The organism is Cupriavidus basilensis (assembly GCF_029335485.1).
Lineage (GTDB): Bacteria > Pseudomonadota > Gammaproteobacteria > Burkholderiales > Burkholderiaceae > Cupriavidus > Cupriavidus basilensis_E.
The window spans coordinates 1-24,151 of the sequence record NZ_JARJLM010000099.1 but is presented as its reverse complement, the minus strand read 5'-3'; the positions used below and the strand labels follow the sequence as shown (position 1 = coordinate 24,151).

Sequence of the window (24,151 nt, the reverse complement as noted above, 5' to 3'; positions counted from 1 at the left end):
TGCCGCCCGCGAAAGCGCCGCGCTCGCAGCGCCCCCACCGAATCCCCTGCTCGCCGATCCGGCATTCCAGTCCCTGGTGCGCGCGCGGCGCAGGTTCGCGTGGGCCCTGACCGCCATCATGCTGGCGGTGTACTTCGGCTACATCCTCACGCTTGCCTTCCGGCCCGCGCTGCTGGGCCGCCAACTGACCCTGGGCCAGCCCATGAGCGTGGGCATTCCCGTGGGCTTCGGCATGTTCGCGCTGACTTTCCTGCTGGTGGCGGTGTACGTGCATCGCACCAACACCGTGTACGACCAGCGCATCGGCGAGATCAAGCAAGGGGCAGCAGAATGAAACGAACCGCCATTTTCTCCATTTCCGCCACTGCCGCGGCCCTGTTGCTTCCCGCCTTGCCAGCGTTCGCGGCACAAAGCTCGGTGGGCCAGGGCATGAATGTCATCGCCATCGCGATGTTCCTGATGTTCGTCGCCGCCACGCTGGTGGTCACGCGCTGGGCCGCCAGGAGCAACCACAGCGTGGCCGACCACTATGCCGCGGGTGGCAAGATCACCGCACTGCAGAACGGCTGGGCCATTGCCGGCGACTACATGTCGGCGGCCTCCCTGCTGGGCATCTCCGCACTGGTCTTCACCAGTGGCTACGACGGCCTGATCTATTCCATCGGCTTCCTCGCCAGCTGGCCGATCATCCTGTTCCTGATCGCCGAGCCGCTGCGCAACCTGGGCCGCTTCACGCTGGCGGACGTGGTCTCCTACCGCCTGCAGCAGCGCCCCATCCGTGCGTTCTCCGCGTCCAGTTCCATCGTCATCGTGCTGCTGTACCTGGTATCGCAGATGGTGGGCGCCGGCAAGCTGGTGGAGCTGCTGTTCGGCTTCAGCTACACCGCCGCAGTCGTGCTGGTCGGCGTGCTGATGGTGGTCTATGTGTTCTTCGGCGGCATGCTGGCCACCACCTGGATCCAGATCATCAAGGCGGTGCTGCTGCTCGCGGGCGCCGCTTTCATGGCGTTCATGGTCATGAGCCGCTTCGGCTTCAGCCTGAATGCGCTGTTCGCGCAGGCCATCGATGCCCACGGCAAGCACGCGGCCATCATGAGTCCGGGCGGCCTGGTCTCCGATCCCGTCTCGGCGGTATCGCTCGGCCTGGCGCTGATCTTCGGCACCGCTGGCCTGCCGCATATCCTGATGCGCTTCTTCACCGTCGGCGACGTCAAGGCGGCGCGCAAGAGCATCCTGTATGCCACCGGCATCGTTGGCCTCGGCTACGCGCTGATCATCATCATCGGCTTCGGCACCATCGCGCTGGTGGCACGCGAGCCGGCCTACCACACGCCTTCCGGCGCGGTGATCGGCGGCGTCAACATGGTGGCCGTGCACCTGGCCCATGCCGTCGGCGGCAACTTCTTCCTCGGCTTCATCTGCGCCGTGGCGTTCTCGACCATTCTGGCCGTGGTCGCGGGCCTGACGCTGGCAGGTTCCTCCGCCATCTCGCACGACCTCTATGCCAAGGTCCTGCGCCAGGGCAACGCCACCGACAAGGAGGAGATGCGTGTCTCCCGGATGACCACGCTCGTGCTGGGCGTGCTGTCCATCCTGCTGGGCATCCTGTTCGAGAAGCAGACCATTGCCTTTATCGTCAGCCTGACCTTTTCGATCGCCGCCAGCTCCAATTTCCCGGTGCTGTTGCTGTCGATCTACTGGCGCGGACTGACCACGCGGGGCGCCGTGGCGGGGGGCTCTCTCGGGCTGCTGAGCGCCGTGGTGCTGACGGTGCTGAGCCCGACCGTGTGGGTGCAGGTGCTCGGCCATGCGAGCGCCATCTACCCCTACGAGTATCCGGCGCTGTTCTCCATGCTGGTGGCCTTTGCCGGTATCTACGTGTTCTCCGTCACCGACCGGTCTGCGCGCGGCGCGCGCGAACGCGGCGCCTTCAACAATCAGCTGGTCGATTGCGAGCTCGGGCTGGTCAAGCCGCAGTAGGTCCCGTGCCCTGTGCAGCCGGCGGCACTGCCGGCTGCACGGCCGCGCCTCACAATTTATCACCTGATTGGTACAATGCCGCAAGCGCTCCGCACGGGACGTGCCTGTCACAGGTGAACGAATGAAACGAGACGCAACGCCGCCGGAGATCCCTGCCCCGGCCAAGACCGCAAAACGGCTGCTCCCCGAAGAGCGGGAGCAGCAGATCGTGCAGAAGGCCATCGAGCACTTCACGCGCAATGGTTTTTCCGGCAGCACGCGCGATCTCGCCAAGCAGATCGGCGTCACGCAACCCTTGCTGTACCGCTACTTCGCCAGCAAGGAGGCGCTGATAGACCGCGTCTACAGCGAGGTGTTCCAGTGGCGGCCCGACTGGGAGCGCCAGATCGCCGACCGCGCCACGCCGCTGACCGAACGCCTGTATGCGTTCTACCTCGACTACGCCTGCGTGATCCTGCGCGAGGAATGGATCCGGGTCTTCATCTTTGCCGGCCTCACGCGCGAAGGCATCAACAACAAGTACCTCAACAAGCTGCGCAGCAAGGTCTTCCTGCCCGTGCTGGCCGAGGTGCGCGCCGAGTACGGCATCCCCGAGCCCCGCAACGCGGCCGAACTGGAAGCCGAGGTCGAGATGATCTGGGGCCTGCACGCGGCGATTTTCTATCTCGGCGTGCGCAAGTGGGTATACGGCCTCAAGGTGCCCGCCGACATGGCCGCGGTGATCCGCCGCAAGGTGGACATGTTCCTGCACGGCGCGCCCGCCGTCATGCGTTCCTTGCGCGAGTCCGAACACTGAACCCCTGCCCGGGACGGGCGATGCCCTCACTGCTGGAGCCTTACCCATGGACAAGCTGCTGGCATTGAAGCTGTTCGTCGAGACGGTCGACGCCAAGGGGTTCTCCTCGGCCGCGCGCCGGGTCAACCTGGCCACGTCGTCCGTGACCCGCATGATGGACAGCCTGGAGGAGGAACTGGGCACTGTGCTGCTGAACCGCTCGACGCGGCAGGTCACGGTGTCCGAAGCCGGCGCGGCCTACTACCAGCGGGCGCGCAAGATCCTGGACGCGGTGGCGGAAGCCGATGCGCTCATAGCCGACCGCGGCGATACGCCGGTGGGGCAGCTTCGCGTGTCGCTGCCGGTAGCGTACGGGCGCCGCTGCATCGCGCCGTTCCTCGGCAGTCTGCTCGCGCAGTATCCGAAGCTGGAGCTGGAGGTAATGCTGACCGACGAGATCGTCGATCTGCTCGGCGAGCGCATTGATCTATCCATCCGCCTGGGCAGCGCCGCGTCGCACGACGAAGTGGTGGCACGGCAGATCGGCACATTCCAGCGCCGGGTGGTGGCAAGTCCGGGCTATTTCCTGCAGAGCGGCATCCCGGCCGCGCCGGCGGAGCTGGCCGGGCACACCTGCCTGCGCTTCACCTACGGCGCGGGCCAGCAGATGTGGACTTTCCTGCGCGGCACCGAGGAGATCCAGGTGCCCGTTCCGGGCACCTTCAAGAGCAACAACGCCGAAGTGCTGCGCGAACTGGCGCTGGCCAACGGCGGCATTGCCCTATTGCCCGACTGGCTGGTCGACGACGATGTCCAGAGCGGGCGCCTGACCGCCGTCCTGGACGACTGGACCGTCAATCCCAACCGCGCCAGCTCGGCCATCTCCGCGCTCTACCTGCCCAACCAGCGCGGCTCGCGGCGTATCGCCGCGTTCCTCGATTTTCTCTCGCGCATTCCCGGTCCCACGGGCCGGAACGAAGCAGGCAGCTGATCCGCACTTCCCGCTGCGCCCTGCCCTTGCCACCGGCGCAACGCAACGTTGCGCGGCGGCCCCATTCTCCGTCGGTGCGTGGACGCCTAACCTTCAGGTCATCTCTTCCGAGACAGCAAGCGCGGCAAAACAAGCCGGCCACCGCCGATCGACCCATCGCACCTGACGGAACACCTCCATGACCCCGCACCTCTTCACCCCCATCCGCATCGGCGGCCATACCCTGCCACACCGCGTCGCCATGGCGCCGCTGACGCGCTCGCGCGCTGGCCAGCCCGGCAACGTGCCTACGGCCATGAACGTCGAGTACTACCGACAGCGTGCCGGCGCCGCGCTGATCATCTCCGAGGCCACGCAGATCTCGCAGCAGGGCCAGGGCTATGCCTGGACACCGGGCATCCATAGCAAAGCGCAGGTCCAGGGTTGGCAGGCGGTCAGCGATGCCGTGCACGAGCAAGGCGGCGTCATCTTCATGCAGCTGTGGCACGTAGGCCGTGTGTCACACCCCGTGTTCCAACCCGGCGGCGCGCTGCCCGTGGCGCCCAGCGCACTGCCCGCCCCCGGCAAGACCTTCATCATCGATGCAGATGGCAACGGCGTCTGGGGCAATGTACCGGTGCCGCAGGCGCTCACGCTCGAAGGCATTCGCGAGATCGTGGAGGACTACCGGCGCGCCGCCCGCAACGCCATCGCCGCGGGCATGGACGGCGTGGAGATCCATGCCGGCAACGGCTACCTGCTGGACCAGTTCATCAATTCCAACAGCAACCAGCGCGACGACGCCTACGGCGGCACCTTCGAGAACCGGGCGCGGCTGCTGCTGGAGGTGGTAGATGCGATCGCCGATGAGGTCGGGCCCGGGCGCGTTGCCGTACGGCTGACCCCAATGGGGCGTTTCATGGGCATGGGCGACGAGTCGCCTGAACATACCTTCGGTCATATCGTGGGCCAACTGGACACGCGCGGCCTGGCCTACCTGCACCTGGTCGAGCCGGCCATGGTCGGCACGGTCAGGGAGGCGCATGCCGATCCGCGCTGGGACGCGATCATCCGGCAATTGCGTGCGGCCTACCGCGGCGTGCTGATGCTGGCGGGCGGCTACGGCCGAGACAGCGCCGAGCACGCGCTCGCCAGCGGCCGCGCCGACATCATCGCCTTCGGCCGGCCGTTCATCGCCAACCCCGACCTGCCTGCCCGGCTGCGCGACGGCTTGCCGTTGAACTCGCCCGATACCAACTCGTTCTTCGGCGGCGGCGCTGGCGGCTACATCGACTATACAGCCGCCGCATAGTCACGGGGCCAACCGCAGTCCCGAATCCGGACCTGCACACCTCCCCCCCCCAGATCCGAACCCGCATGCCGGCATTGCTGCATCCGCCGGCTGGAATGAACTCCCCTCAGGAACACGCACTATGACCTCGTTCAGCGCAAATCAGGCCGACAGCGCATCGGCATCCGCTGCACCGGCGGCCTCCCTGCCGGCATCGCTTGTCCTGCTGCTCGCCTCCGGAGCGGGCCTGTCAGTAGCCTCCCTCTACTACAGCCAGCCAATGCTGGGCACCATCGCCGGCGACCTCAGTGCTTCGAATTCGGCGATCGGCCTCATTCCCACGCTGACGCAGCTGGGCTATGCGATGGGCATCCTGCTGCTTGCCCCGCTGGGCGACCGGCACGACCGCCGTCGCATCATTCTGGCCAAGGCCGCCGTGCTGGCCCTTGCGCTGCTGCTGGCGGGCCTCTCCAGCGGCATCGGCATGCTGCTCGGCACCAGCCTGCTGATCGGCCTGTCCGCCACCATGGCGCAGGACATCGTGCCGGCCGCGGCCACACTGGCGCCCGCGGCGGAGCGGGGCAAGGTCGTCGGTACCGTGATGACCGGGCTGCTGCTGGGCATTCTGCTGTCGCGGGTGATCAGCGGCTTCGTCGCCGAGCATGCGGGCTGGCGCACGATGTTCATGATCGCGGCCGCGAGCATCGCGGCAATCGCGCTCGTCGCGGCACGCGGACTGCCGCGCTTCGCCGCGACCACCACGATGCCGTACCGGGCTCTGCTCGCTTCGCTCGCGACGCTGTGGCGCCAACACGGTGCGCTGCGCCGCGCTGCTGTCGCCCAGGGGCTGCTGTCGGTGGGATTCAGCGCCTTCTGGTCGACCCTTGCCGTGATGCTGCACGGCGCCCCGTTCCACCTCGGCAGCGAAGCCGCCGGCGCCTTCGGGCTCGCGGGTGCGGCGGGCGCACTTGGCGCACCGCTTGCCGGCCGGATTGCTGACCGCCGTGGATCTGAACTGGTGACGCGACTCGGCGCAGCACTGACCGCGCTGTCGTTCGCGGGCATGCTGATTTCGCCGCTGCTGTCGTCACATGCCCAGCTGTGGCTGATCGGCGCCAGCGCAATCGGCTTCGACCTTGGCGTGCAAGTGACGCTGATTGCACACCAGACGATCGTCTATGGCATTGACCCCGGTGCGCGCAGCCGGCTGAACGCCGTACTGTTCGTCAGCATGTTCACCGGCATGGCCGTCGGTGCTGCGCTCGGCAGCATGGCCCTGGCCCACGTGGGCTGGGCCGGCGTGGCAGGCCTGTCCGCACTGTCGGCACTCGCCGCGCTTGGCGTGCGTCTGCTGCCCCAGCCGGCCCGCCCATGACTAGCAGCGAGGCGGCCCGCTTTTCATACCTTGGTATGGTGCACCCGAGACGATCCGCTGAATTGGCGGCATGGACGCCATTCGCTATTCTGAATCGGTGCGTCTTGCCCCTGTGTGGTCCACCCTCCACGGCAACCACGGCGCACTGGCCCGGTCGCTTCCCCTCACAATAAAGGCGCCTTGCAATGATCTGGCATCTCTTTCCGGCAGGGCTGTCATGACACGCCGGCCGCTCATCCTCGCTGTCGCGGGGGCGGCATTGGCCGCCTTGCTGGTCGTCCTGTACATCATGTGGGAACCAGCCATTGCGCCGGTCTCGACGCCGGCACCGTCGTCGTTCGATCGCGAACGCACCCTCCAGGGCGCGCGGGTTGTCGCGCTCGGAGACTGTGCCGTGTGCCATACGGCCAAAGGCGGGAAACCCTATGCCGGCGGCTTGCCGCTCGTCACGCCGTTTGGCACGATCTACTCTACCAACATCACGCCCGACCCGGAAACCGGCATAGGCAACTGGTCGCTTGACGCCTTCGCGCGCGCCATGCGTCACGGCATCTCGCGCGACGGCCACCAGCTCTATCCGGCGTTCCCGTACATCCACTTCACCAGGATGTCGGACCACGACATCGAGGCCGCCTATGCCTACCTGATGCGCCGCGATCCGGTCGTCGCCAGGCCGCCCGAGAACGCGTTGATTTTCCCGCTCAACTTCCGCCCGCTGGTGGCCTTCTGGAACGTGCTGTTCCTGCGGCCCGCTGAAACGCAGCCTGATCCCGCCCAGGACGAAGCCTGGAACCGTGGCCGCCTCCTGGTTGACGGACTGGGCCACTGCGCCGCCTGCCACTCGCCGCTCAACGCGATCGGCGGGGAAAAGCCGGGCCGCGCCTTCGACGGCGGCGTGGTGGACAATTGGGAGACGCCGCCACTGAACCGCCTTGCCAACGGTCCCGTGCCCTGGACCAAGGCGCAGCTGGTCACCTACCTGCGCACCGGCATCTCCGGCGCGCATGGCGCGGCCGCTGGGCCCATGCTGCCAGTCACGAGCGAACTGGCCACCGTGCCGGAGACGGACGTCGATGCCATCGCGACCTATCTGATGTCGCTGCAGAAGCCAGCGCCCGCGCCAGCGGTGGTGCCGGTTGCGGCGGCCTTGCCTGATCGGGGTGCAATCGTGCGCGGCGCGGCGTTGTTCATCGGGGCATGCGCCTCCTGCCACGGCACCGGATCGCCGATGCAAAGCATGGGCGGCCGCCCCAGCCTGGCCACCAGTTCCGCGGTCAACGCCGCTACGCCGCGCAATGCCATCCAGATGATGCTGCGGGGCGTGCCGTGGAACGGCGAGGACGCCATCCACTACATGCCGGCGTTCGCGCAGGCCTTCAACGACCAGCAGCTCTCCGACCTGGCAGTCTACCTGCGCGCCACGTACTCCCGGCAGCCACCGTGGACCGGGGTGCAGGACACCATAGCGACTCTCAGGAAAGGGGACGAATCGCAATGATCAAGCTCACCGTCAATGGCGCCAGCCACGAGTTGGACATCGATTCGTCGATGCCGCTGCTCTACGCCCTGCGCGACGAACTGCACCTGCACGGGGCCAAGTTCGGCTGCGGCCTGGGCCAGTGCGGCGCCTGCACCGTCATCGTCGGCGACCGGGCAGTGTTTTCATGCCTGGTGCCGGTGGCATCGATCGGCAGCCGCCCGGTGCGCACTATCGAGAGCCTGGGCACCTCCGACAGGCCGGGCCCCTTGCAGAAGGCATTCATCGACCACCAGGCGGCGCAATGCGGCTATTGCATCGCAGGCATGATTATGCGCGCGCAGGCCCTGCTGGAAGCCAATGCGCATCCCACCGAAGCGGAACTGCGCGCGCACATGGAGCCCAACCTGTGCCGCTGCGGCACGCATATGCGCATCCTCGCAGCGATCCGCTCGGTGGCCGGCATACCCGGCGCAGTGGACAAGGCCGAGACCAGCAAGGAGGGCGCGCGATGAGCGACCATGACGACGTCGACACGGGCCGCCGCGCCTTCCTGGTTTCGGGCTCGCTGCTGGTGGGCTTCACGCTGCTGCCGGGCCGCAAGGCCATGGCGCAGACGGTGCTAGCCGACGAGGGCGCGGCAGTGCAGGTCTCGCGGCAGTACCAGACGCTGGCGGGCAGCCTGAAGACCAACCCCTATCTCGACGCCTGGATCAAGATCGCCCCCGACAACCGGGTCACCGTGTACACCGGCAAGGTCGAGCTGGGCACCGGCGTACGCACCGCGCTGCTCCAGGTGGCGGCCGAAGAGCTGCAGATGGCGCCCGCGCTGATCACTTTCCTGACCGCCGACACCGGCGCTTCTCCGGACGAAGGGCTGACCGCCGGCAGCCACACCATGGCTGACAGTGGCAGCGCCCTGCTCAACGCCGCAGCCCAGGTGCGCGCGCTGCTGACAGACGCGGCCGCGCGGCAGCTGCGTGTCGATGCGGCGTCGCTGTCGGTCGGCAACGCACGCATCACCGCGCCCGACGGGCGCTCGCTGTCGTTCGGGCAGCTGCTGCCGGCGCTGAACCTGCACCGAGCGGCGACGCCCGCTTCGCCGCTGCGCAACCCGAAATCGTTCTCGGTGATCGGCACGCCGATGCCGCGGCTCGACATTCCCGGCAAGGTCACTGGCAAGCCAAGTTATGTCCAGGACATGGAGATGCCGGGCATGGTACATGCGCGAGCCGTGCTTCCGCCGGCCTATGACGCCGCCCTGCTCGCCTTGGACGACGCGGCCGTCAAGGCCATGCCCGGCGTAATCGCCATCGTGCGCGACGGCAACCTGCTTGCTGTGGTAGCCAAGGGCGAGTGGCAGGCAGTACTGGCTCAGCGCGCGCTGAGCGCCGCTTGCCGCTGGAGCACGGGGCGCACGTTGCCCCGCTCGGCCGATGTGATCGCGCAGCTCAAGCAGATCTCCACGCAGCACATCGAGATCGCTAACTCCAGTGCTGCAACAACGCCGGGCGTCAAGACCCTCACCGCCACCTTCTCCAAGCACTACCTGATGCACGGGTCGATCGGCCCGTCGTGCGCCGTCGCCCTGATGCAGGACGGCGTGCTGACCGTATGGACCCACTCCCAGGGCGTCTACCCGTTGCGCGACGGTCTGGCCGAGATGCTGTCGATGCCCAAGGACAAGCTGCGTTGCATCCACAGGGAAGGCTCGGGCTGCTATGGACACAACGGCGCCGACGACGCCGCGGCGCACGCAGCCTATCTGGCCCGCGGCCTACCCGGGCAGCCGGTGCGCGTGCAGTGGATGCGCGACCAGGAGAACCTGTGGGACCACTACACGCCGGCCATGGTCACCGAGGTCAAGGGCTCGCTCGATGCCGGCGGCCATATCGTCGGCTGGGACTACGCGCTGTGGAGCAGCTCGCATAACGAGCGCGTGGTCAACGCGGGCCGGCTGCTGCCCGCCACGCTGCTGGCCAGGCCCTTCGCCCCCGCGCCCTCGGTCCCGATGCTGCAGCCCGAGGGCGGTGGCGACCGCAACGCGATTCCGCTCTACAAGCTCCCGGCCTCGCACATCGTCAACCACTTCTCGCCGACCATGCCACTGCGCACCTCGGCGATGCGCTCGCTGGGCGCGCACATGAACATCTTCTCGATAGAGAGCTTCATGGACGAACTGGCTGCCGCGGCCGACACCGACCCCGTGGCGTTCCGGCTGCGGCATATGGAAGACCCGCGTGCGTGCGATGTGATCCAGCTTGCCGCGGCCAAGTTCGGCTGGCCCAGGCGCGGCCGCAAGCCAGGCCACGGCGTCGGCTTCGCGTTCGCCCAGTACAAGAACCTGATGAGCTATATGGCGATCGCGCTGGAACTCTCGGTGGTGCGCGACACGGGCCTGGTGCGCCTCGAGCATGCCGAGGTGGTCGTCGATTGCGGGCAGGTCGTCAATCCGGATGGCGTGCGCAACCAGATCGAGGGCGGCGTCCTGCAGTCCGCGAGCTGGACGCTGTACGAGCAGCTGCGCTTCGACACCGGCGGCATCGGCAGCTTCGATTGGAGTGCCTACCCGATCATGCGCTTCTCCGCCGTGCCCACCACCATCAACGTGCACCTGATCGACCGCCCGGGCAAGCCGTTCCTGGGCGTGGCCGAAGCGGCGATGGGGCCCACCGCCGGCGCCATCGGCAATGCCTTGTTCGATGCGACCGGCAAGCGCCTGCGCGACATGCCGCTGGGCGGCGAGCGGCTGCGCAGGGAAATCGCGCCGTAGCGCGCAGCGTGCCATGCCGGGGCCAACCAATAGCCGCAGACGCAGATCGCCTGGAACGGGCTCTATGGCCGGGTGAAGGGCGCGCTCGATCCGGGCATGATCCATGCGGAGAGGATCTGGTTGCTCTGTCCTACGAGGCCGATCACGCGACCGCGCGCATTGCCTCTGGCCGCACGGAGCGCGCGGATCTGAAGCGCATGCGCGGCGCCGCGCAAACGTTGCCCGCGTCGCCGCACTCGGCTCGTACGGGCATCGGCGCGCATCGAGCAGGAAATATCGCCAATAACGACCCGGCCATAAATGAACAATGAAACAGATTCGTAGAACGACCAACCAACGACATTTTCAACGCATCCAAGTAATGTATAGCGCACCAGCATTTCTCCTGAATGACACAATTCATCGGCATACTTCGCCGGCCGCTGGATCCCTGTAGTGAATAGGATGTGAATGCAAAGGTGCGGCGTCGATTACTTTTGACTACCGCTGAGATCCGGCTGTGATCTTTTAGACAGAATATCTCGATGCGCACCCTAGCGTGCCGGGAGATCGTCTTTCAGATGAATTCGTACTGTTCTTGCGGGGGAACGGAGCCACCAGATCGGTGGCTCTTTTTGTTTGCGGCGCTGGCACAACTTGTGCGGCATGGTCTTGGGGGAATTGTGATCCAAGCGGCAAATAATTTACCTGATAGATTATCTGGACGGTTCACCGTTAATCCCCACGCTTGTGAGGTTTCAGGCCGAGAGGTGCCGCTTGATGATCGAGCCCGTGCTTTGCATCGTGCCGCCGCCAGCTAATCTGGGGCCGCTTCCAATGCGCAATGTGTCTGCTGCGTACCCAGTGGCAGCACGCACAACACCTTCCCGCCCAGCGCCAGCACAAGAGCGAGCCGGCCGCCGATCTGCATCACCTGGCACGTCGTGCGTTGCGACTCGGGTTGAACGGCCGCAGAGGCCGGCCCCCCCAGGGCACGCGTTGGCGGTTGCCGCAAGATCGCAAACAGCGCCCGCGGATCGCAGTCCCGCAGCGCCTGCCGATACAGATGGAAGACTGCTTCCGATTCGGCTTCTTCTGCGCTCCTGTGCCCGCCTTGCGCCTGGCGCAGCCGCAACAGCGCGCGATGCAGCTGCTGCCGGCAACCGGCCTCGGTCTTGCCGCTACCCTCGGCGATCTCTCTGAAGCTGGCCTCGAAGACCTCGCGCAGCAGCACGGCGGCGCCGTCGGCCGGTGCCAGCCTGCTGGCCAGCAGGCGTAGCGCCCGTTCGATGGATTCGGCCTGCGCCGCATCGGCCTCGGCCGACGGTGCTTCGGTCGCGATGGCCTGTGCTTCGGCGTTGCACAGCCAGCGCTGCATCCAGTTGTCCCGCCGCAACTGGTCGATCGCCAGGTTCCGCATCACCGTGGTCAGCCACGCCTGCGTCGCAGCGAGTTCTGGCTTGTCGCCCGCCTCCAGTGCGCGCAGGTAGGTGTCCTGCACCACGTCCTCGGCGTCCGCCCGGCCACCGAGCATGCGCGTCGCCATGCGAACCAGCCGGGCCCGGAGGGCGGGAAACTGAGAGAGATAGTGTTCATCGAGCATTGGCACAGTTTGCCACATGGCGGGCGATGTCACGAAACCGCGGGCTTGTTCGTCAAGTCATTTCAACCCACAGGAGCTTTCTCAATGCTGCCCATGTTCTCAATGGAAACCAACGACGACAGCAAGTCCGCTGCCACCGCCGAGCCACACAACGCCTACCTGGAGGAGAAGGCATTCAAGTCTCGCACGCTACTGATCTTCGGCACCATCACCGACGCGGTGGCCGCCGACGTGACACGCAGGCTTATCGCGCTCGACGCCGACAGCGGCGAGAAGCCCATCGACATCTTCGTGAGTTCGCCGGGCGGCCACCTGGAGTCGGGCGATGCCATCCATGACATCGTGCGCTTCATCTCCGCGCCGGTGAACATGATCGGCACTGGCTGGGTGGGCAGCGCCGCCACGCACCTCTACCTTGCCGCACCGAGCGAGCGGCGTGTGTGCCTGCCCAACACGCGCTTCCTGATCCACCAGCCCAGCGGCGGCGCGGGCGGGCAGGCCACCGACATCGCGATACAGGCGCAGGAAATCATCAAGGCCCGCCAGCGCATCGCGCATGAGATCGCGCGTGAAACGGGCAGGCCGATCGACACGGTTCTGGCCGACATCGATCGCGACCGCTGGCTGTCGGCCGAAGAGGCGGTCGACTACGGGCTGGTCTCGCGCATCATCCAGCGCAAGATCGAGCTGCGGTAGTTGCTTCGACTTGTATAGGGAACAAAACCCCCCACGGCCTTTCGGCCATGGGGGACAATGAAATCAAATTAGGCGACGGGCATCAGATGCCGCCTGCGTTCCGCACTCGGGGGCGCGCCGGAGGATCTCCTTGCCGACCCGCTGCGCGCCGCGGCGGCGGCGGGCCGTCGACTACCCCTACCGCGTCAGCGGTTTAGTTCGGTCTTTCTTATCAAGACAAGCCGCGCACCGGTGCTCAGCGTTCGAGACGGGGACAAGATCTCGACGGGCCAGCCAGCATCACAGCGCTGGACAGACAACCGAGAAATGCGGGCAAGTTCGGCGCCGAGGTGAACGAGGCTCGCCATCCGGGCAAGATCGCCCTCGTGACCTTGACTTTTATCGGCGTGAGCGGTATACACCTGCGGCGACCCCTGTCCGGCCCGCAGTGTCTGCGATTCACGGTCGGCGTGGCGCAGCGCGTACGCGCCGCCGTCCCGCGCCCTCAGATGCGCATCGACGATGTCATCCACATCGATCCGCGCGCGGCCACCCTGGCGCTCCAATTCAATCCAACGGGGCTGACCCGCGCAACCAAATGACTGCCACCATCGTCACCATCTTTCTCGTCGTTTACCTGGGAATGATTCTCGGTGGACTCCCATTCCTGCAACTGGACCGGACGGGAGTGGCACTGCTTGGTGCGATTGCCTTGATCAGCGTCGATGCCGTGGGTCTGGAAGAGGCAGCGGGCTCCATCCATCTGCCGACGGTGATCCTGCTGTTCTCCTTCATGGTGGTGTCAGCTCAGATGCGCCTGGGTGGCTTCTACGACTGGGTCACGCACCGGTTCGTCTCATTGTCATTCAGCCCGCCCGGCCTGCTCGGGGCGCTTATCTTTGGCGTCGCGGCGCTGTCGGCCATCTTCAGCAACGATATCGTCTGCCTGGCCGTCGCCCCAGTGTTGATCGATGCCTGCCAACGGCGGCGCCTCGAGCCAATGCCCTATCTGCTGGCGCTTGCCTGTGCCTCCAATATTGGCTCCGCCGCCACATTGATCGGGAACCCACAGAACATGCTGATCGGCCAGACGTTGCACATGCCGTTTTTCGCCTATGTTGGCGAGGCGATGGTGCCAGTCACCTTTGGCCTGTTGGCAACATGGGCATTGATTACCTGGCAGGTAAAGGGGCGCTGGTCGGCGCCCGCAAGCGCTGCGGGCACGTTCGACGAGGCGGCACGGCGTACCGACGAGGTGCCGCTGGACCGCTGGCAGACTACCAAGGGCCTCGCAGTTGCGGCAGTGCTACTTGTGGCCTTCCTTGTCGGGCCCTGGCCGCGCGAGCACGTGGCCCTCATCGGCGCGGGCGTGTTGTTGATGAGCCGCAAGATGCATTCCACGCGGACGCTTGGCCTCGTCGACTGGGAACTCCTGATCCTGTTCATGGCGCTCTTCGTCGTCAATCATGCGCTACAGCAATCCGGCGTCACCGCCGCCGTCATCGCCGACCTCGCCGCTGCCGGTCTTCACCTCGACCAGCTTGCGCCGCTATTCGGGGCCACCTTTGCTCTGTCGAACCTCGTATCGAATGTGCCGGCCGTGATGCTGCTACTGCCGCTGGCGCATCACGAGATGGCTGGACCGCTCCTTGCCTTGGTCAGTTCGCTGTCCGGCAACCTGTTCATTGTCGGCAGCATCGCGAACATCATCGTCGTGGATGCCGCCGCCAGGCGCAACATCGGAATCGATTGGCGTCGCCATGCGACAGTGGGTGTACCGGTCACACTCGTGACCCTGGCGATATCCGCTGTCTACTTGGCCCTTCGCGTGCATTTCGGCGCTTCGGGGGGATAGCAGCAGACCCTGCTGTCATTTGCGTAGCTGGATGCGTGCGCAATGCGCCTTGATCGCCGGATGTGCCCTTGCCGAAAGCTGTTGCTTGACCCGGTGCTGGCCTAGCATTGAATCGTAAGAGGTCAATTCACCACACCGAACTGCTCGCCGTTCGCGATTAAGGGCGAGCATGCCCGCGCTGCAGCGATCATGGTCGATTGGCAGGTTCCGTGGACGTGCGTGCGGAGCTGCGCGCCGGCTCAGAACCGGCGCGCGGTCATGGCATCAGGTGGCGTTGGCCTGGGCTTGCCGCTTCGCGAAGTTTGGCCTGAATCGGTCGCCGAGCTCTTGGATTGAATCGCAATCCCCTGATAAAGTGCGAGACCTGCGCAAGCACGACCATCACCGCAACTTCTTGATCTCAGGCTAACAGCGCCATCCGACCGGCAGGACACGACCCTGCCGTCATTCGACTGTGATCCTGTTGTCTTTCACCAGTTTCGCCCAGCGCGCCAGCTCAGTATGCAGGAACTTGCCGAATGCATCGGGTGGGCTCCCAACGGGGACAACACCAAGCTCGATCAGTCTTGCGTTGACCTTCGGATCGTTTATCGCGGCACTGACCGCTCCGGCCAGCCGCTCGACGACCTGCGGCGGTGTGCCTTTCGGGACGAAGAAACCGTTCCATTCCAGGACATCAAAGCCGGCCAGGCCGCTCTCAACCAATGTTGGCACATCCGGAAGCGCAGGCATCCGCCTGGACGACGTCACCGCCAGCGCGCGCAGCTTGCCACCCTTCACATAGGTGATACCGGAAGCGGCATTTGCAAAGTAGGCGTCAACCTGACCGCCCATCACATCGGCCAGAGCCGGTGCCCCTCCCTTGTACGGCACATGCAGTAGATCAACCTTCGCCTGGCTCTTGAGCAGCTCGCCCACCATGTGTGCGGGGCTGCCAGGCCCATAGGATGCATAAGTGATTCTGCCAGGACGCTTGCGCGCCGCGTCAAGAAACTCAGCAACGTTCCTGTAGGGCGCACCGGGAGGCACAACCAGGATATTCGGCGCGGTGACCGCGAGCGAGACCGGAATAAAGTCCTTCATCGGGTCGAACGGCAACTTGCGCAGCGCGGGATTGACGACAAACGTCGACGCATCATACAGGACCACGTAGCCGTCGGCAGGCGCCTGCGCAACAGCCGCCGCACCGATGGTGCCGCTTGCACCTGGGCGGTTGTCGATGACGACCTGCTGCTTCAGCGACACAGTCATCTGCGCAGCAATTATCCGCGCAGCGCTGTCCGCACCGCCTCCGGCTGAGTATGGAACCACGAGCCGGATCGGCTTGATGGGGAAGCCGCCAACGGCCTGCGCCGACGCCAGCAAGGGCGTGCCAAGGGCCACCGCGGCCAACAATGCACGCAGCATCGTGCGAGGCCGGATAGCGGGTTCGCACAGCGCTCGGTCACGGCAACCAATGCGAGGAAATACGATGGTCGTGAAATGGGACATCTTGCCTCTCAGACGAAAACAATGGGTTGCTACTCTGCGGTCACACCTGAAGACTGGATGACGCGCGTCCACTTTGCCGATTCGCGGGCCATCAACGCACTGAACTCCGCTTGCGTCGCAATAAGTGGCTCCGCGCCTTCCGCACGCAGGCGCGCTTCAACATCGGGCATGCGCAAGACCTTGTCGATCCGCGCATGCAGATCGTCTACTAGCGCCTTCGGCGTGCCGCGCGGCGCGAGAATGCCGTAGCTGAGTGTGCTCTCGAAGCCGGGCAACGCAGCCTGCGCCACTGTCGGCACGTTCGGCAGCAAGACGGAGCGCTTCGCGCCAGTCACGGCCAGCGCCCGCAGCTTGCCGGAGCGGATGAGCTGCAGCACGGGCGGAATCACGCAGAAGGTAAGATCGACTTGGCCGCCGACCAGGTCGGTCAGCGCAGGCCCTGTTCCCTTGTAGGGCACGTGCTCAAGCTTGACGTTGGCGGTGCTACCAAACAACACTGCCGTCAGGTGCGAACCGGTGCCGTTGCCGCTCGATGCATAGTTCAGCGTGCCCGGCCGCGCCTTTGCGGCGGCAATCAAGTCGTTAACAGACCGCAGTGGCGAGTCCGCTCTCACCACCAGCACCAGCGGCGTACTCGCGATCAGCGCGACCGGTGTTAGATCGCGCTGCGGGTCGTAGCCGAGGTTGGCATACAGCGCAGGATTGATCGCCAACGTGCCGGTGTGCCCTAGCAACAGCGTGTAGCCATCGGCAGGCGCAGCGGCCACCTGCTTGCTACCGATATTGCCCCCGCCTCCCGGCCGGTTGTCGACCACGATCTGCTGCGGCAGTCCCTCGCCGACCTTCTGAGCAATCAACCGGGCGAAGACATCGTTGCCACCCGCCGGCGCGAACGGCACCACCAGTTTCACTGGCCGCGCCGGCCATCGATCGGCTCCATGTGCGGCCAAGGCAAGACCGCCCGCAATACAAAGCGCTACCGCACGCAAGGCCCGGATCATCATCACTACTGTCTCCCTGATACCGACGTCAGCCCCCCATCGGCTTCCCTTGTATCAGCCAATTGCGGGCGCCGCATCAGAATGTTCTACAACAGAACCAATGTTCACTATTCGAACAGAGAATAACAGTGCAGTATAGAGATGCGGCATCCGGATATACCCCGAGCGTCCGATGCATCGGTCCGACACTTCGGCGCGCGGGCACAGAACGTTGCGCTGGACAAGGCCGCGCAGGGGCATGCCGATTTCATCGCGGCCAACCTGGACGCCGGCCGTCTTGATGCTTACGGGCACACGGAGAACCCGAAATGCCCCGGGTTCACTGGCGCCGAGCCAGCGGACGGTGCAAGCTTACATTCCTACCAAGGCTTCGGAGTCGGGGAGCACCTTGCCGCTGAGCCGTCCACGTTTCGAGTTGCACAGGTCTTGATGTCGGTCACCTACCACACTGTCGCCGCGCTCGGGATCGATCGCGAGATCGGCATCGGGAGATCCGCCAGAACGACGAATTTCGCTGTCCCGATCACTGTTTTGTCTGGCCTGCAGTCTGGTGCTATGGCCCAGTACCTCGATTCGCGAGTGATTGCGAACTGCTCCTTCAACAGGTGCGTTCCTTGACTTGATTGGCATGCCTATCGGTTTCCCGACTCGGTGACAAAGCCCAGCTTGATTGCGCCAGCCTGTAACGCCAGCGCTCGTATTCGATCATGACCGAGCGAGTAAGCGCCGACACGTCATGATGAAGATGGTTGCAGCCACAGGTCAGGTTTCCTTTGTGACGTCATCACCGACGCGCGAGAAGTTTTTCCATCGCGACGAAGAATACGGGGGTGATGTAGAGCGTCAATAACTGCGAGAACACCAGCCCTCCCACAACCGCAATACCTAACGCGCGCCGGGATTCCGCGCCCGCGCCGATGCCCAGAGCGATCGGCATGGTGCCGAGCAACGCTGCCAGCGTAGTCATCATGATGGGGCGGAAGCGGGTGACGCTGGCCTCCAGCATCGCGTCGGCCGCCTTGGCTTTGTCTTTCCCGCGCATCAGATCCAGAGCGAAATCAACCATCATGATTCCGTTCTTCTTCACGAGCCCCACCAGCAAGATCAACCCGACGAAGCTGAAAAGGTTCAGTTCCTCGCCAGTGCCCCATAGCATCACCAGAGCGCCAAAGACAGCCATGGGCAACGCGGTCAGGATGGTCATGGGGTGAATGAAGTGCTCGTAGAGGACCGCGAGGATCATATAGATCAATATCACCGTTACCAGCAGCAGCACCGGAAGGTCGCGCAGCGAATCCTCGAAGGCCCTGGCGCTACCGGTGAAGCGCCCGCTCACTTGGGCGCCTAATTCTTTGCGCGCCGTCTCGTTGACGGTGGTGGCGGCTTCACCCAGAGCCACGCCTGGCGCCGTGTTGAAAGACAGCGCGACCGAGGGCAGACCGCCATAGTGGTTAACCGCCACCGGTCCCACGCCGGCGCCGATGCGTGCCACGGCCGCGAGCGGCACCGGCTCATTGCCGACGCTGGCACCTGACTGCGTCAGGTACAGCGAATTGAGCGCATTGACATCCGACTGGAAGCGTTTTTCCACTTCGAGGATCACGGGGTATTGGTCGGTCGCGGCGGAAATGGTGCCGACTTTCCGGCCTCCGTAGGCGCTTTGGAGGGTGTCTTGCACCTGCGCAGGCGAAATGCCCAAGGCTGCGGCTTGGTCGCGCAGCATGTCCACGCGAATTTCGGGGTTGCGCAGCTGTAGGTCGGTATTCACATCCTGCAGCTGCGGCAGGTTCGCAAGCGTTTGCATGAACCTGTCCGATGCCGCGTACAACGCCGCCGAGTCGGCTGACTGCAGCACGTACTGCAACGCCGTGCTCGACCCCGGGCCGATCTCGATGGCCGGCGGATTGCGTAGCAGCAACTCCATGCCGCGTACCGCCTGCGCTTTTTGTCGCACCTGCTGGATGACTTCATCGGCCGAGTCCTTTCGTTCACCCAGCGGTTTGAGGCCGATGAGTAACCGTCCGCTCGCGCCCACCGCCCCGTTGCTGCCGACGACGGACATGACCGCGGCCACGTTCGGGTTCTGCCGGACGATGGTGGCCACGCGCTGCTGCTGCGCCAGAAAATCCGCATAGGGTGTGCCGGCGGCCATTCGCGTATTGCCGTCAATTTTTCCGGAGTCCACCTTGGGGATGAATCCCTTGTTGACCGCGACGTAGGCGGCGCAGGTGCCGATGACCACGGCCAGCGAAGTGGCCAGGACGAGCAGGCCGTGAGACATCGCCCATGCCAGGCTGTGGCGGTAGCCATGCTGCAGCCGGCCAAAACCGGACTCGAACCAGCGGAAGATGAACCGGTCGCTTTTGGCCGTGCCCATGAAGCGGCTGGCCAGCATGGGCGTGAGGCTGAGCGACACCAGGCCGGAGAGCAGGACGGAAACCGCCATCGTGACGCCGAATTCGGAGAACAGCCGGCCGACAATGCCACCCATGAACACGATAGGCAGAAACACTGCCGCCAGCGAAAGCGTGATGGAGACGATGGTGAAGCCGATTTCCTGCGCGCCCTTGAAAGCGGCTTCCTCCCGCGTCATGCCCGCCTCGAGGTGGCGCACGATGTTCTCCAGTACTACGATCGCATCGTCAACGACCAGGCCAACCGCCAGCGTGAGCGCCAGGAGCGACACATTGTTCAAGCTGAAACCGAGCAGGTCCATCACGCCGAAGGTGCCGACCAGCGACGTCGGCAGGACCAGCGCGACGATCAGCGTGGCCGAAAGATTGCGCAGGAACAACATGATCACGGCCACGACCAGAACCAGCGAGATGACCAGCGTGAACTCGACGTCGCTCACGCTGTGCTGGATGTAGTCACCGCGGTCGTACAGGACGTCCAGGCGCGCGTCGCCTGGCAGGCTGGCGCGTATTTCCTCGACGACTTTCTTCGCCTCGCGCGTGACGGCGACGGTGTTGGCACCCGGCTGGCGCTTCAGGTTGATCTCGATGGCCCGCTGGTCGTTGACGAATGCGGAGGTCTTGAGGTTCTCCACGCTGTCCTCTGCGCGGCCGACGTCCGCCAGCCGCACGGGCTGCCCGTCCCGCCAAGCGAGCACGAGCCGGTCAAACGCAGCGGCGTCCTGCAACTGGCCATCGGCGCGCACCGTATAGGTCCGTGCGGCCCCGTCCAGGGTACCGGTGGGCTGGTTGCTGTTGCCGGCCTGCAGCGCTGCCGTCAACTGGTCGAAACCCAGCTTTCGCGCGGCCAGCGCCTGCGGATCCACGTACAGGCGAACGGCGTAACGCTGCGCACCGTTGATGTCGATCTGCCCGACGCCGCTCACCGTCTGCAGGCGCAGCGCCACCCGGTCCTTGGCGAACTGGTTGAGCTGCGCCATGCCGATCGTCTTCGAACTGAGCGCCAGGTGCATGATTGGCGCGTCGCTGGGATTGGCCTTGCGGATTTGCGGCGCGTCGATCCCCGGCGGCAGCTGACGCGCGGCTTGCGCCAGTGCGCCCTGCACGTCCTGGGCCGCCGCGTCGACGCTGCGGTCGAGCTTGAACTGCAGCACGATCCGGGTGCTGCCGGTGCTGCTTGTCGACGACATGGAATCCAGGCCCTGGATGGCGCCGAAGCTGCGTTCCAGTGGCGTGGCAACCGAGTTGGCCATCGTGTCCGGGCTGGCGCCCGCCAGGCTGATCTCGACGCTGATCGTCGGGAACTCGACGTTTGGCAACTCATTCACCGGCAGCCTGAAGAACGAGAAGGCGCCGAAGACGACGAGCGCCGCCATGAGGACGGTGGTCAGCACCGGCCGGCGGATGAAGACGGCGGTGAAGTTCATGGCGTGGTGGGCACGGATGCCACTGTTGCGACCGCTGCTGTCGCCTGTGAGGCGGCACGCTGCGGCGTGACCGCGGTGCCATCGCGAAGGCTCGCGGGCACGGCAAGGACCACCATCTCCCCGCCGCGCAGCCCGCTGGCAATCACCGCCTGTCCGTCCAGCACGCGGTCCACCTTGAGTTGCCGGATGCGTGCCTTGTTGCCATCCACCACATAGACGTACGCGCCTGCTTGGCCCTGCTGCAGCGCCCGTTCGGGAATCAGCACCGCGTCATCCTGCATGCCGAGCACGATGCGCACGGCATGGAACTCGCCGGGCCACAGGGCTTCGTCGGCATTGGCAAACCTTGCCTTGAGCAGGATGGTCCCGGAAGCGTCGTTCAGCGCGTTGTCGAAGAACACGAGACGGCCTTTGGCGCGCAGCGCCTGCGTGCGGCTGTCACGCGCTTCAACGTCCAGGTCGCCCGCCTTCATGGCTTGCCGCAGGCGCCGCGCATCGTCCTGGGGCAACGAGAAGGCAATATCGACGGGACTAAGGGCATTGATGACGACAAGCGCTGTGCCGTTGCCGGACGAAACGAGGTTGCCCGGCTTGACCAACACGGCGCCGGCACGGCCTGCGATCGGCGTCGTGATGTTCGCGTAGCCCAGGGCGATCCGAGCCTGTTCGATCTGCGTGCGCGTTGCCGCAGCGGCGGCACGCAGAGTCCGCTGGCTGCTGACAGCCGACTCGTACTCGCGCGCGGTCACGAACTCCTGGTTGGCGAGGGGTTCGAGGCGCGCCTGCGCGGCGGCGGCGTCGTCGGCCAGGGCCAGATCGCGGGCGTATTGCGCCTGGGCCTGGGCCAGCGTGGCCTTCAACGGCTGCGCGTCGAGTTCGAACAGGCGCTGGCCCGCGACGACCCGCTGCCCCTCCGAGATCCACACCTTTCGCAGCACGCCGGACGTTTGCGGCCGCACCTCGACCGATGCCTGCGCGGTCACTTTGCCCACGGCCTGCAACACTACTGGTGTTGGCGCAACGGCAGCCGCGATAACCTGCACGGCCAGCGGCGCGGCGGGAGCTGGTTTGGCGGCCGGCCTGAAGAAAAGCCCCGCGGCGACGGCGAGGCCGAGACACACCAACGCCAGGAACGCTGCGGTGATAAAGGTGCGCCGGCCCTGCGCAGTGTCGGGCGGCTCGGTCTCTGCGATCGGCTTGTCGGTCATGGCGGCTTTTTTTGGGAAAGATCGTTGGGAAATTCAGCGCAAGGCCGAAACGCTGGCAACGCCGACCACGTAGCCCAGCTTTGCCACCGCGAGCCGGGCTGCGTAGCGGGCTTGCACGAGACCGACGCGCGCCTGGGCGCTGGTGCGCTGGGCCACGATGAGTTCGAGCAAGCTGCCCACGCCTGCGCGATAGCGCTCGCGCGCGGCGGACTCCGCCACAGCCGCGCTTTGCAGCACGCTGCGGGCGCCGGTGATGACCGCGCCGGCGCTATCGGCCTCCTGGAAGCTCTGCCAGACCTCCAGGTCGATGGCTTGCGCCTGCTCCTCTCGCAGGGCGACCAGCCGCTCCAGTTGCGCGCGCGCCGCCGCGGTCTGGGCCCGGACGAGGCCGCCGTCGAAGAGCGGGACGCTGAGCGTGAGGCTGATCTGCTGCGTGCTGCGGGCGCTGGAGGGATGGCTCCACTGTCGGGCCGCCTGGACCCCGAGCGACAGGCTTGGCCGGCCGGCCGCCTGCGCCGCTGCGACCCGGGCCTGGCCTTGCAGGACCTGCGCGTCAAGCGCCCCGAGGTCGCTTCGCGACCGGCGCGCCCTCGTCATCAACCGGTCGACGTCAGCCAGGGGCGCGGCATCTGCCTGGGACGAAGGACCGTCGACGTCGTCGATCAGATCAATCGGGATGCCGACCGGGATACCCACCGCCTGCGCAAGGCTTCCCGCCGCGCTGCGTGCCTGTGCTTGCGCCTGGATGAGCTGGACCTGCGCATCGGCCAGCGCGGCCTCGGCCTGTGCGGACTCTCCCACGGTGGCAAGGCCCGACCGCCGGCGCGCTTGCACCACGCTCAGGCTGGCCTGTGCGGCGTCCACGCTGCTCTGCAACGCGACCGTCAATTGCCGGGCACCCAGGTAGGCGTAGCCGGCCTGTTCCACCGTGCTCACCACCCGCTGCAACTCGCGGTTGTACGCGAGTTGGCTGGCCGCGGCCTGCCATCGTGCTGACTCCAGGCCCGCGGCACGGCTGCCCGAATCGAACAGAACCCAGCTGAGGCCCAGCGTGGCCGACAGGCTGCGCGTGACGGATGGGTCGGCAGCGCCCGGATCGCGCGAGATGGACAGGGGCGCCTTGAGATCTACGACGGGGGCGAACAATGCGCGGGCGGCCTCAACCGCGGCAAGGTCCGCCAGCGCGCCGGCCCAGGCGGCGCGGGTGGCGGGATGGTTCATGAGCGCATGAACGCTGAGTGTGGCCAGCGTTTGCGGCCCCTGCGGCAGCACAGGCGCGCCTGGCGCATGGGGACTGGGCGCGGGCATGCCGATGCCCCAGGGTGCTCCCGGCGTGGGTGCGGGCTGGAATGACGCGGGCATGCCCTCGCTTCCCGCATGCACCGTACCCAGCGCGGCGCAGAACGTGATGCCAAGCGCCGCCTGCAGGAGGACGCGAGCCCCGGGAGCCTGCGCGGCAGAGGGCAGTCCATGCATGTAGCGCGTCGCCATCATCGTTTCCTAGTTCAAAGGGCCTTTGAACACAAAGAAGGCACCCAGGCAGATGAAGCCGAAGCCCACCAGATGGTTGAGCGTGAGCCGCTCGCCGAGATAGACGACGGAAAAAACGGCAAAGACAACCAGCGTGATGACTTCCTGCATCGTCTTGAGCTCGGCCGCGCTGTAGATGGAATGACCGATCCTGTTGGCGGGGACCGCGAAGCAGTACTCGGCCAGGGCGATCAGCCAACTCACCAGGACCACCAGGTAAAGCGGACGGTCGCCGAACTTCAGGTGGCCATACCAGGCCACCGTCATGAAGGCGTTGGATACGAGAAGCAAGGCGATGGGCAAGAGCTTGGGAGGCATCGGGAAGAT

General features: G+C 65.8%; 20 protein-coding genes. 12 read left to right on the top strand and 8 right to left on the bottom strand.

The annotated features are described in order from the left end of the window. The 9 genes from P3W85_RS05915 to P3W85_RS05875 all read left to right on the top strand — a co-directional run. A partial coding sequence (locus P3W85_RS05915) for a DUF485 domain-containing protein (protein ID WP_276264088.1) occupies nt 1-334 on the top strand: 334 nt, incomplete at its 5' end. Next, nucleotides 331-1,980, top strand: a complete 1,650-nt coding sequence (gene actP, locus P3W85_RS05910) for a cation/acetate symporter ActP (RefSeq protein ID WP_276264087.1) — start codon at nt 331-333, stop codon at nt 1,978-1,980. The genes P3W85_RS05915 and actP, both read left to right, overlap by 4 nt. A gap of 121 nt (nt 1,981-2,101) precedes the next feature. After that, nucleotides 2,102-2,776, top strand: a complete 675-nt coding sequence (locus tag P3W85_RS05905; protein ID WP_276264086.1) for a TetR/AcrR family transcriptional regulator — start codon at nt 2,102-2,104, stop codon at nt 2,774-2,776. A 46-nt stretch (nt 2,777-2,822) separates the two neighbouring features. After that, nucleotides 2,823-3,746: a LysR family transcriptional regulator gene (locus P3W85_RS05900; RefSeq protein WP_276264085.1), complete on the top strand. Its 924-nt coding sequence runs from the start codon at nt 2,823-2,825 to the stop codon at nt 3,744-3,746. A 178-nt stretch (nt 3,747-3,924) separates the two neighbouring features. Beyond that, entirely contained in the window at nt 3,925-5,037 is a 1,113-nt protein-coding gene (locus tag P3W85_RS05895; protein ID WP_276264084.1) for an alkene reductase, read from the top strand. A gap of 121 nt (nt 5,038-5,158) precedes the next feature. Continuing rightward, nucleotides 5,159-6,391 (top strand): MFS transporter, encoded by a 1,233-nt coding sequence (locus P3W85_RS05890; RefSeq protein ID WP_276264083.1) that lies wholly within the window; start codon nt 5,159-5,161, stop codon nt 6,389-6,391. 217 nt (nt 6,392-6,608) lie between these two features. Then, nucleotides 6,609-7,889, top strand: a complete 1,281-nt coding sequence (locus P3W85_RS05885) for a c-type cytochrome (RefSeq protein WP_276264082.1) — start codon at nt 6,609-6,611, stop codon at nt 7,887-7,889. Continuing rightward, nucleotides 7,886-8,383 (top strand): (2Fe-2S)-binding protein, encoded by a 498-nt coding sequence (locus P3W85_RS05880; protein WP_276264081.1) that lies wholly within the window; start codon nt 7,886-7,888, stop codon nt 8,381-8,383. The genes P3W85_RS05885 and P3W85_RS05880 overlap by 4 nt, the downstream gene beginning before the upstream one ends. Then, nucleotides 8,380-10,641 carry a xanthine dehydrogenase family protein molybdopterin-binding subunit gene (locus tag P3W85_RS05875; protein WP_276264080.1) on the top strand — a complete coding sequence of 754 codons (2,262 nt, stop codon included), beginning with the start codon at nt 8,380-8,382 and terminating at the stop codon, nt 10,639-10,641. The genes P3W85_RS05880 and P3W85_RS05875 overlap by 4 nt, the downstream gene beginning before the upstream one ends. Before the next feature lie 62 nt (nt 10,642-10,703). On the opposite strand, the gene P3W85_RS05870 is transcribed toward P3W85_RS05875, so the two are convergent. Further along, nucleotides 10,704-11,021 (bottom strand): hypothetical protein, encoded by a 318-nt coding sequence (locus tag P3W85_RS05870; protein ID WP_276264079.1) that lies wholly within the window; start codon nt 11,019-11,021, stop codon nt 10,704-10,706. Nucleotides 11,022-11,437: 416 nt separating this feature from the next. After that, nucleotides 11,438-12,223: a sigma-70 family RNA polymerase sigma factor gene (locus tag P3W85_RS05865; RefSeq protein ID WP_276264078.1), complete on the bottom strand. Its 786-nt coding sequence runs from the start codon at nt 12,221-12,223 to the stop codon at nt 11,438-11,440. Nucleotides 12,224-12,307: 84 nt separating this feature from the next. Between P3W85_RS05865 and P3W85_RS05860 the strand changes: the two genes are divergently transcribed. From P3W85_RS05860 to P3W85_RS05850, 3 genes are all read left to right on the top strand, one after another. Then, nucleotides 12,308-12,919, top strand: a complete 612-nt coding sequence (locus tag P3W85_RS05860) for an ATP-dependent Clp protease proteolytic subunit (protein ID WP_430869501.1) — start codon at nt 12,308-12,310, stop codon at nt 12,917-12,919. Nucleotides 12,920-13,248: 329 nt separating this feature from the next. Beyond that, nucleotides 13,249-13,500, top strand: coding sequence for a hypothetical protein (locus P3W85_RS05855; RefSeq protein ID WP_276264077.1), 252 nt, complete (start codon nt 13,249-13,251; stop codon nt 13,498-13,500). Next, complete coding sequence (locus tag P3W85_RS05850) at nt 13,497-14,753, top strand: anion transporter (RefSeq protein ID WP_276264076.1); 1,257 nt, start codon at nt 13,497-13,499, stop codon at nt 14,751-14,753. Before P3W85_RS05855 ends, P3W85_RS05850 begins: the two co-directional genes overlap by 4 nt. A gap of 444 nt (nt 14,754-15,197) precedes the next feature. Here P3W85_RS05850 and P3W85_RS05845 read toward each other — a convergent pair whose 3' ends face one another. The 6 genes from P3W85_RS05845 to P3W85_RS05820 form a co-directional block, all read right to left on the bottom strand. Then, nucleotides 15,198-16,160, bottom strand: a complete 963-nt coding sequence (locus tag P3W85_RS05845; RefSeq protein ID WP_017228248.1) for a tripartite tricarboxylate transporter substrate binding protein — start codon at nt 16,158-16,160, stop codon at nt 15,198-15,200. 113 nt (nt 16,161-16,273) lie between these two features. After that, a complete protein-coding gene (locus tag P3W85_RS05840) occupies nt 16,274-17,155 on the bottom strand; it encodes a Bug family tripartite tricarboxylate transporter substrate binding protein (RefSeq protein ID WP_017228247.1) in 882 nt (293 codons plus the stop codon). An 874-nt stretch (nt 17,156-18,029) separates the two neighbouring features. Further along, the gene (locus P3W85_RS05835; RefSeq protein ID WP_276264075.1) at nt 18,030-21,086 is read right to left on the bottom strand and encodes an efflux RND transporter permease subunit; all 3,057 of its coding nucleotides are present in this window, start codon (nt 21,084-21,086) and stop codon (nt 18,030-18,032) included. Next, nucleotides 21,083-22,294 carry an efflux RND transporter periplasmic adaptor subunit gene (locus P3W85_RS05830; protein WP_276264074.1) on the bottom strand — a complete coding sequence of 404 codons (1,212 nt, stop codon included), beginning with the start codon at nt 22,292-22,294 and terminating at the stop codon, nt 21,083-21,085. Before P3W85_RS05830 ends, P3W85_RS05835 begins: the two co-directional genes overlap by 4 nt. Nucleotides 22,295-22,327: 33 nt before the next feature. Beyond that, the gene (locus P3W85_RS05825) at nt 22,328-23,785 is read right to left on the bottom strand and encodes a TolC family protein (RefSeq protein WP_276264073.1); all 1,458 of its coding nucleotides are present in this window, start codon (nt 23,783-23,785) and stop codon (nt 22,328-22,330) included. A 9-nt stretch (nt 23,786-23,794) separates the two neighbouring features. Next, nucleotides 23,795-24,142, bottom strand: a complete 348-nt coding sequence (locus tag P3W85_RS05820) for a DMT family protein (RefSeq protein ID WP_017230128.1) — start codon at nt 24,140-24,142, stop codon at nt 23,795-23,797. Nucleotides 24,143-24,151 lie beyond the last annotated feature (9 nt).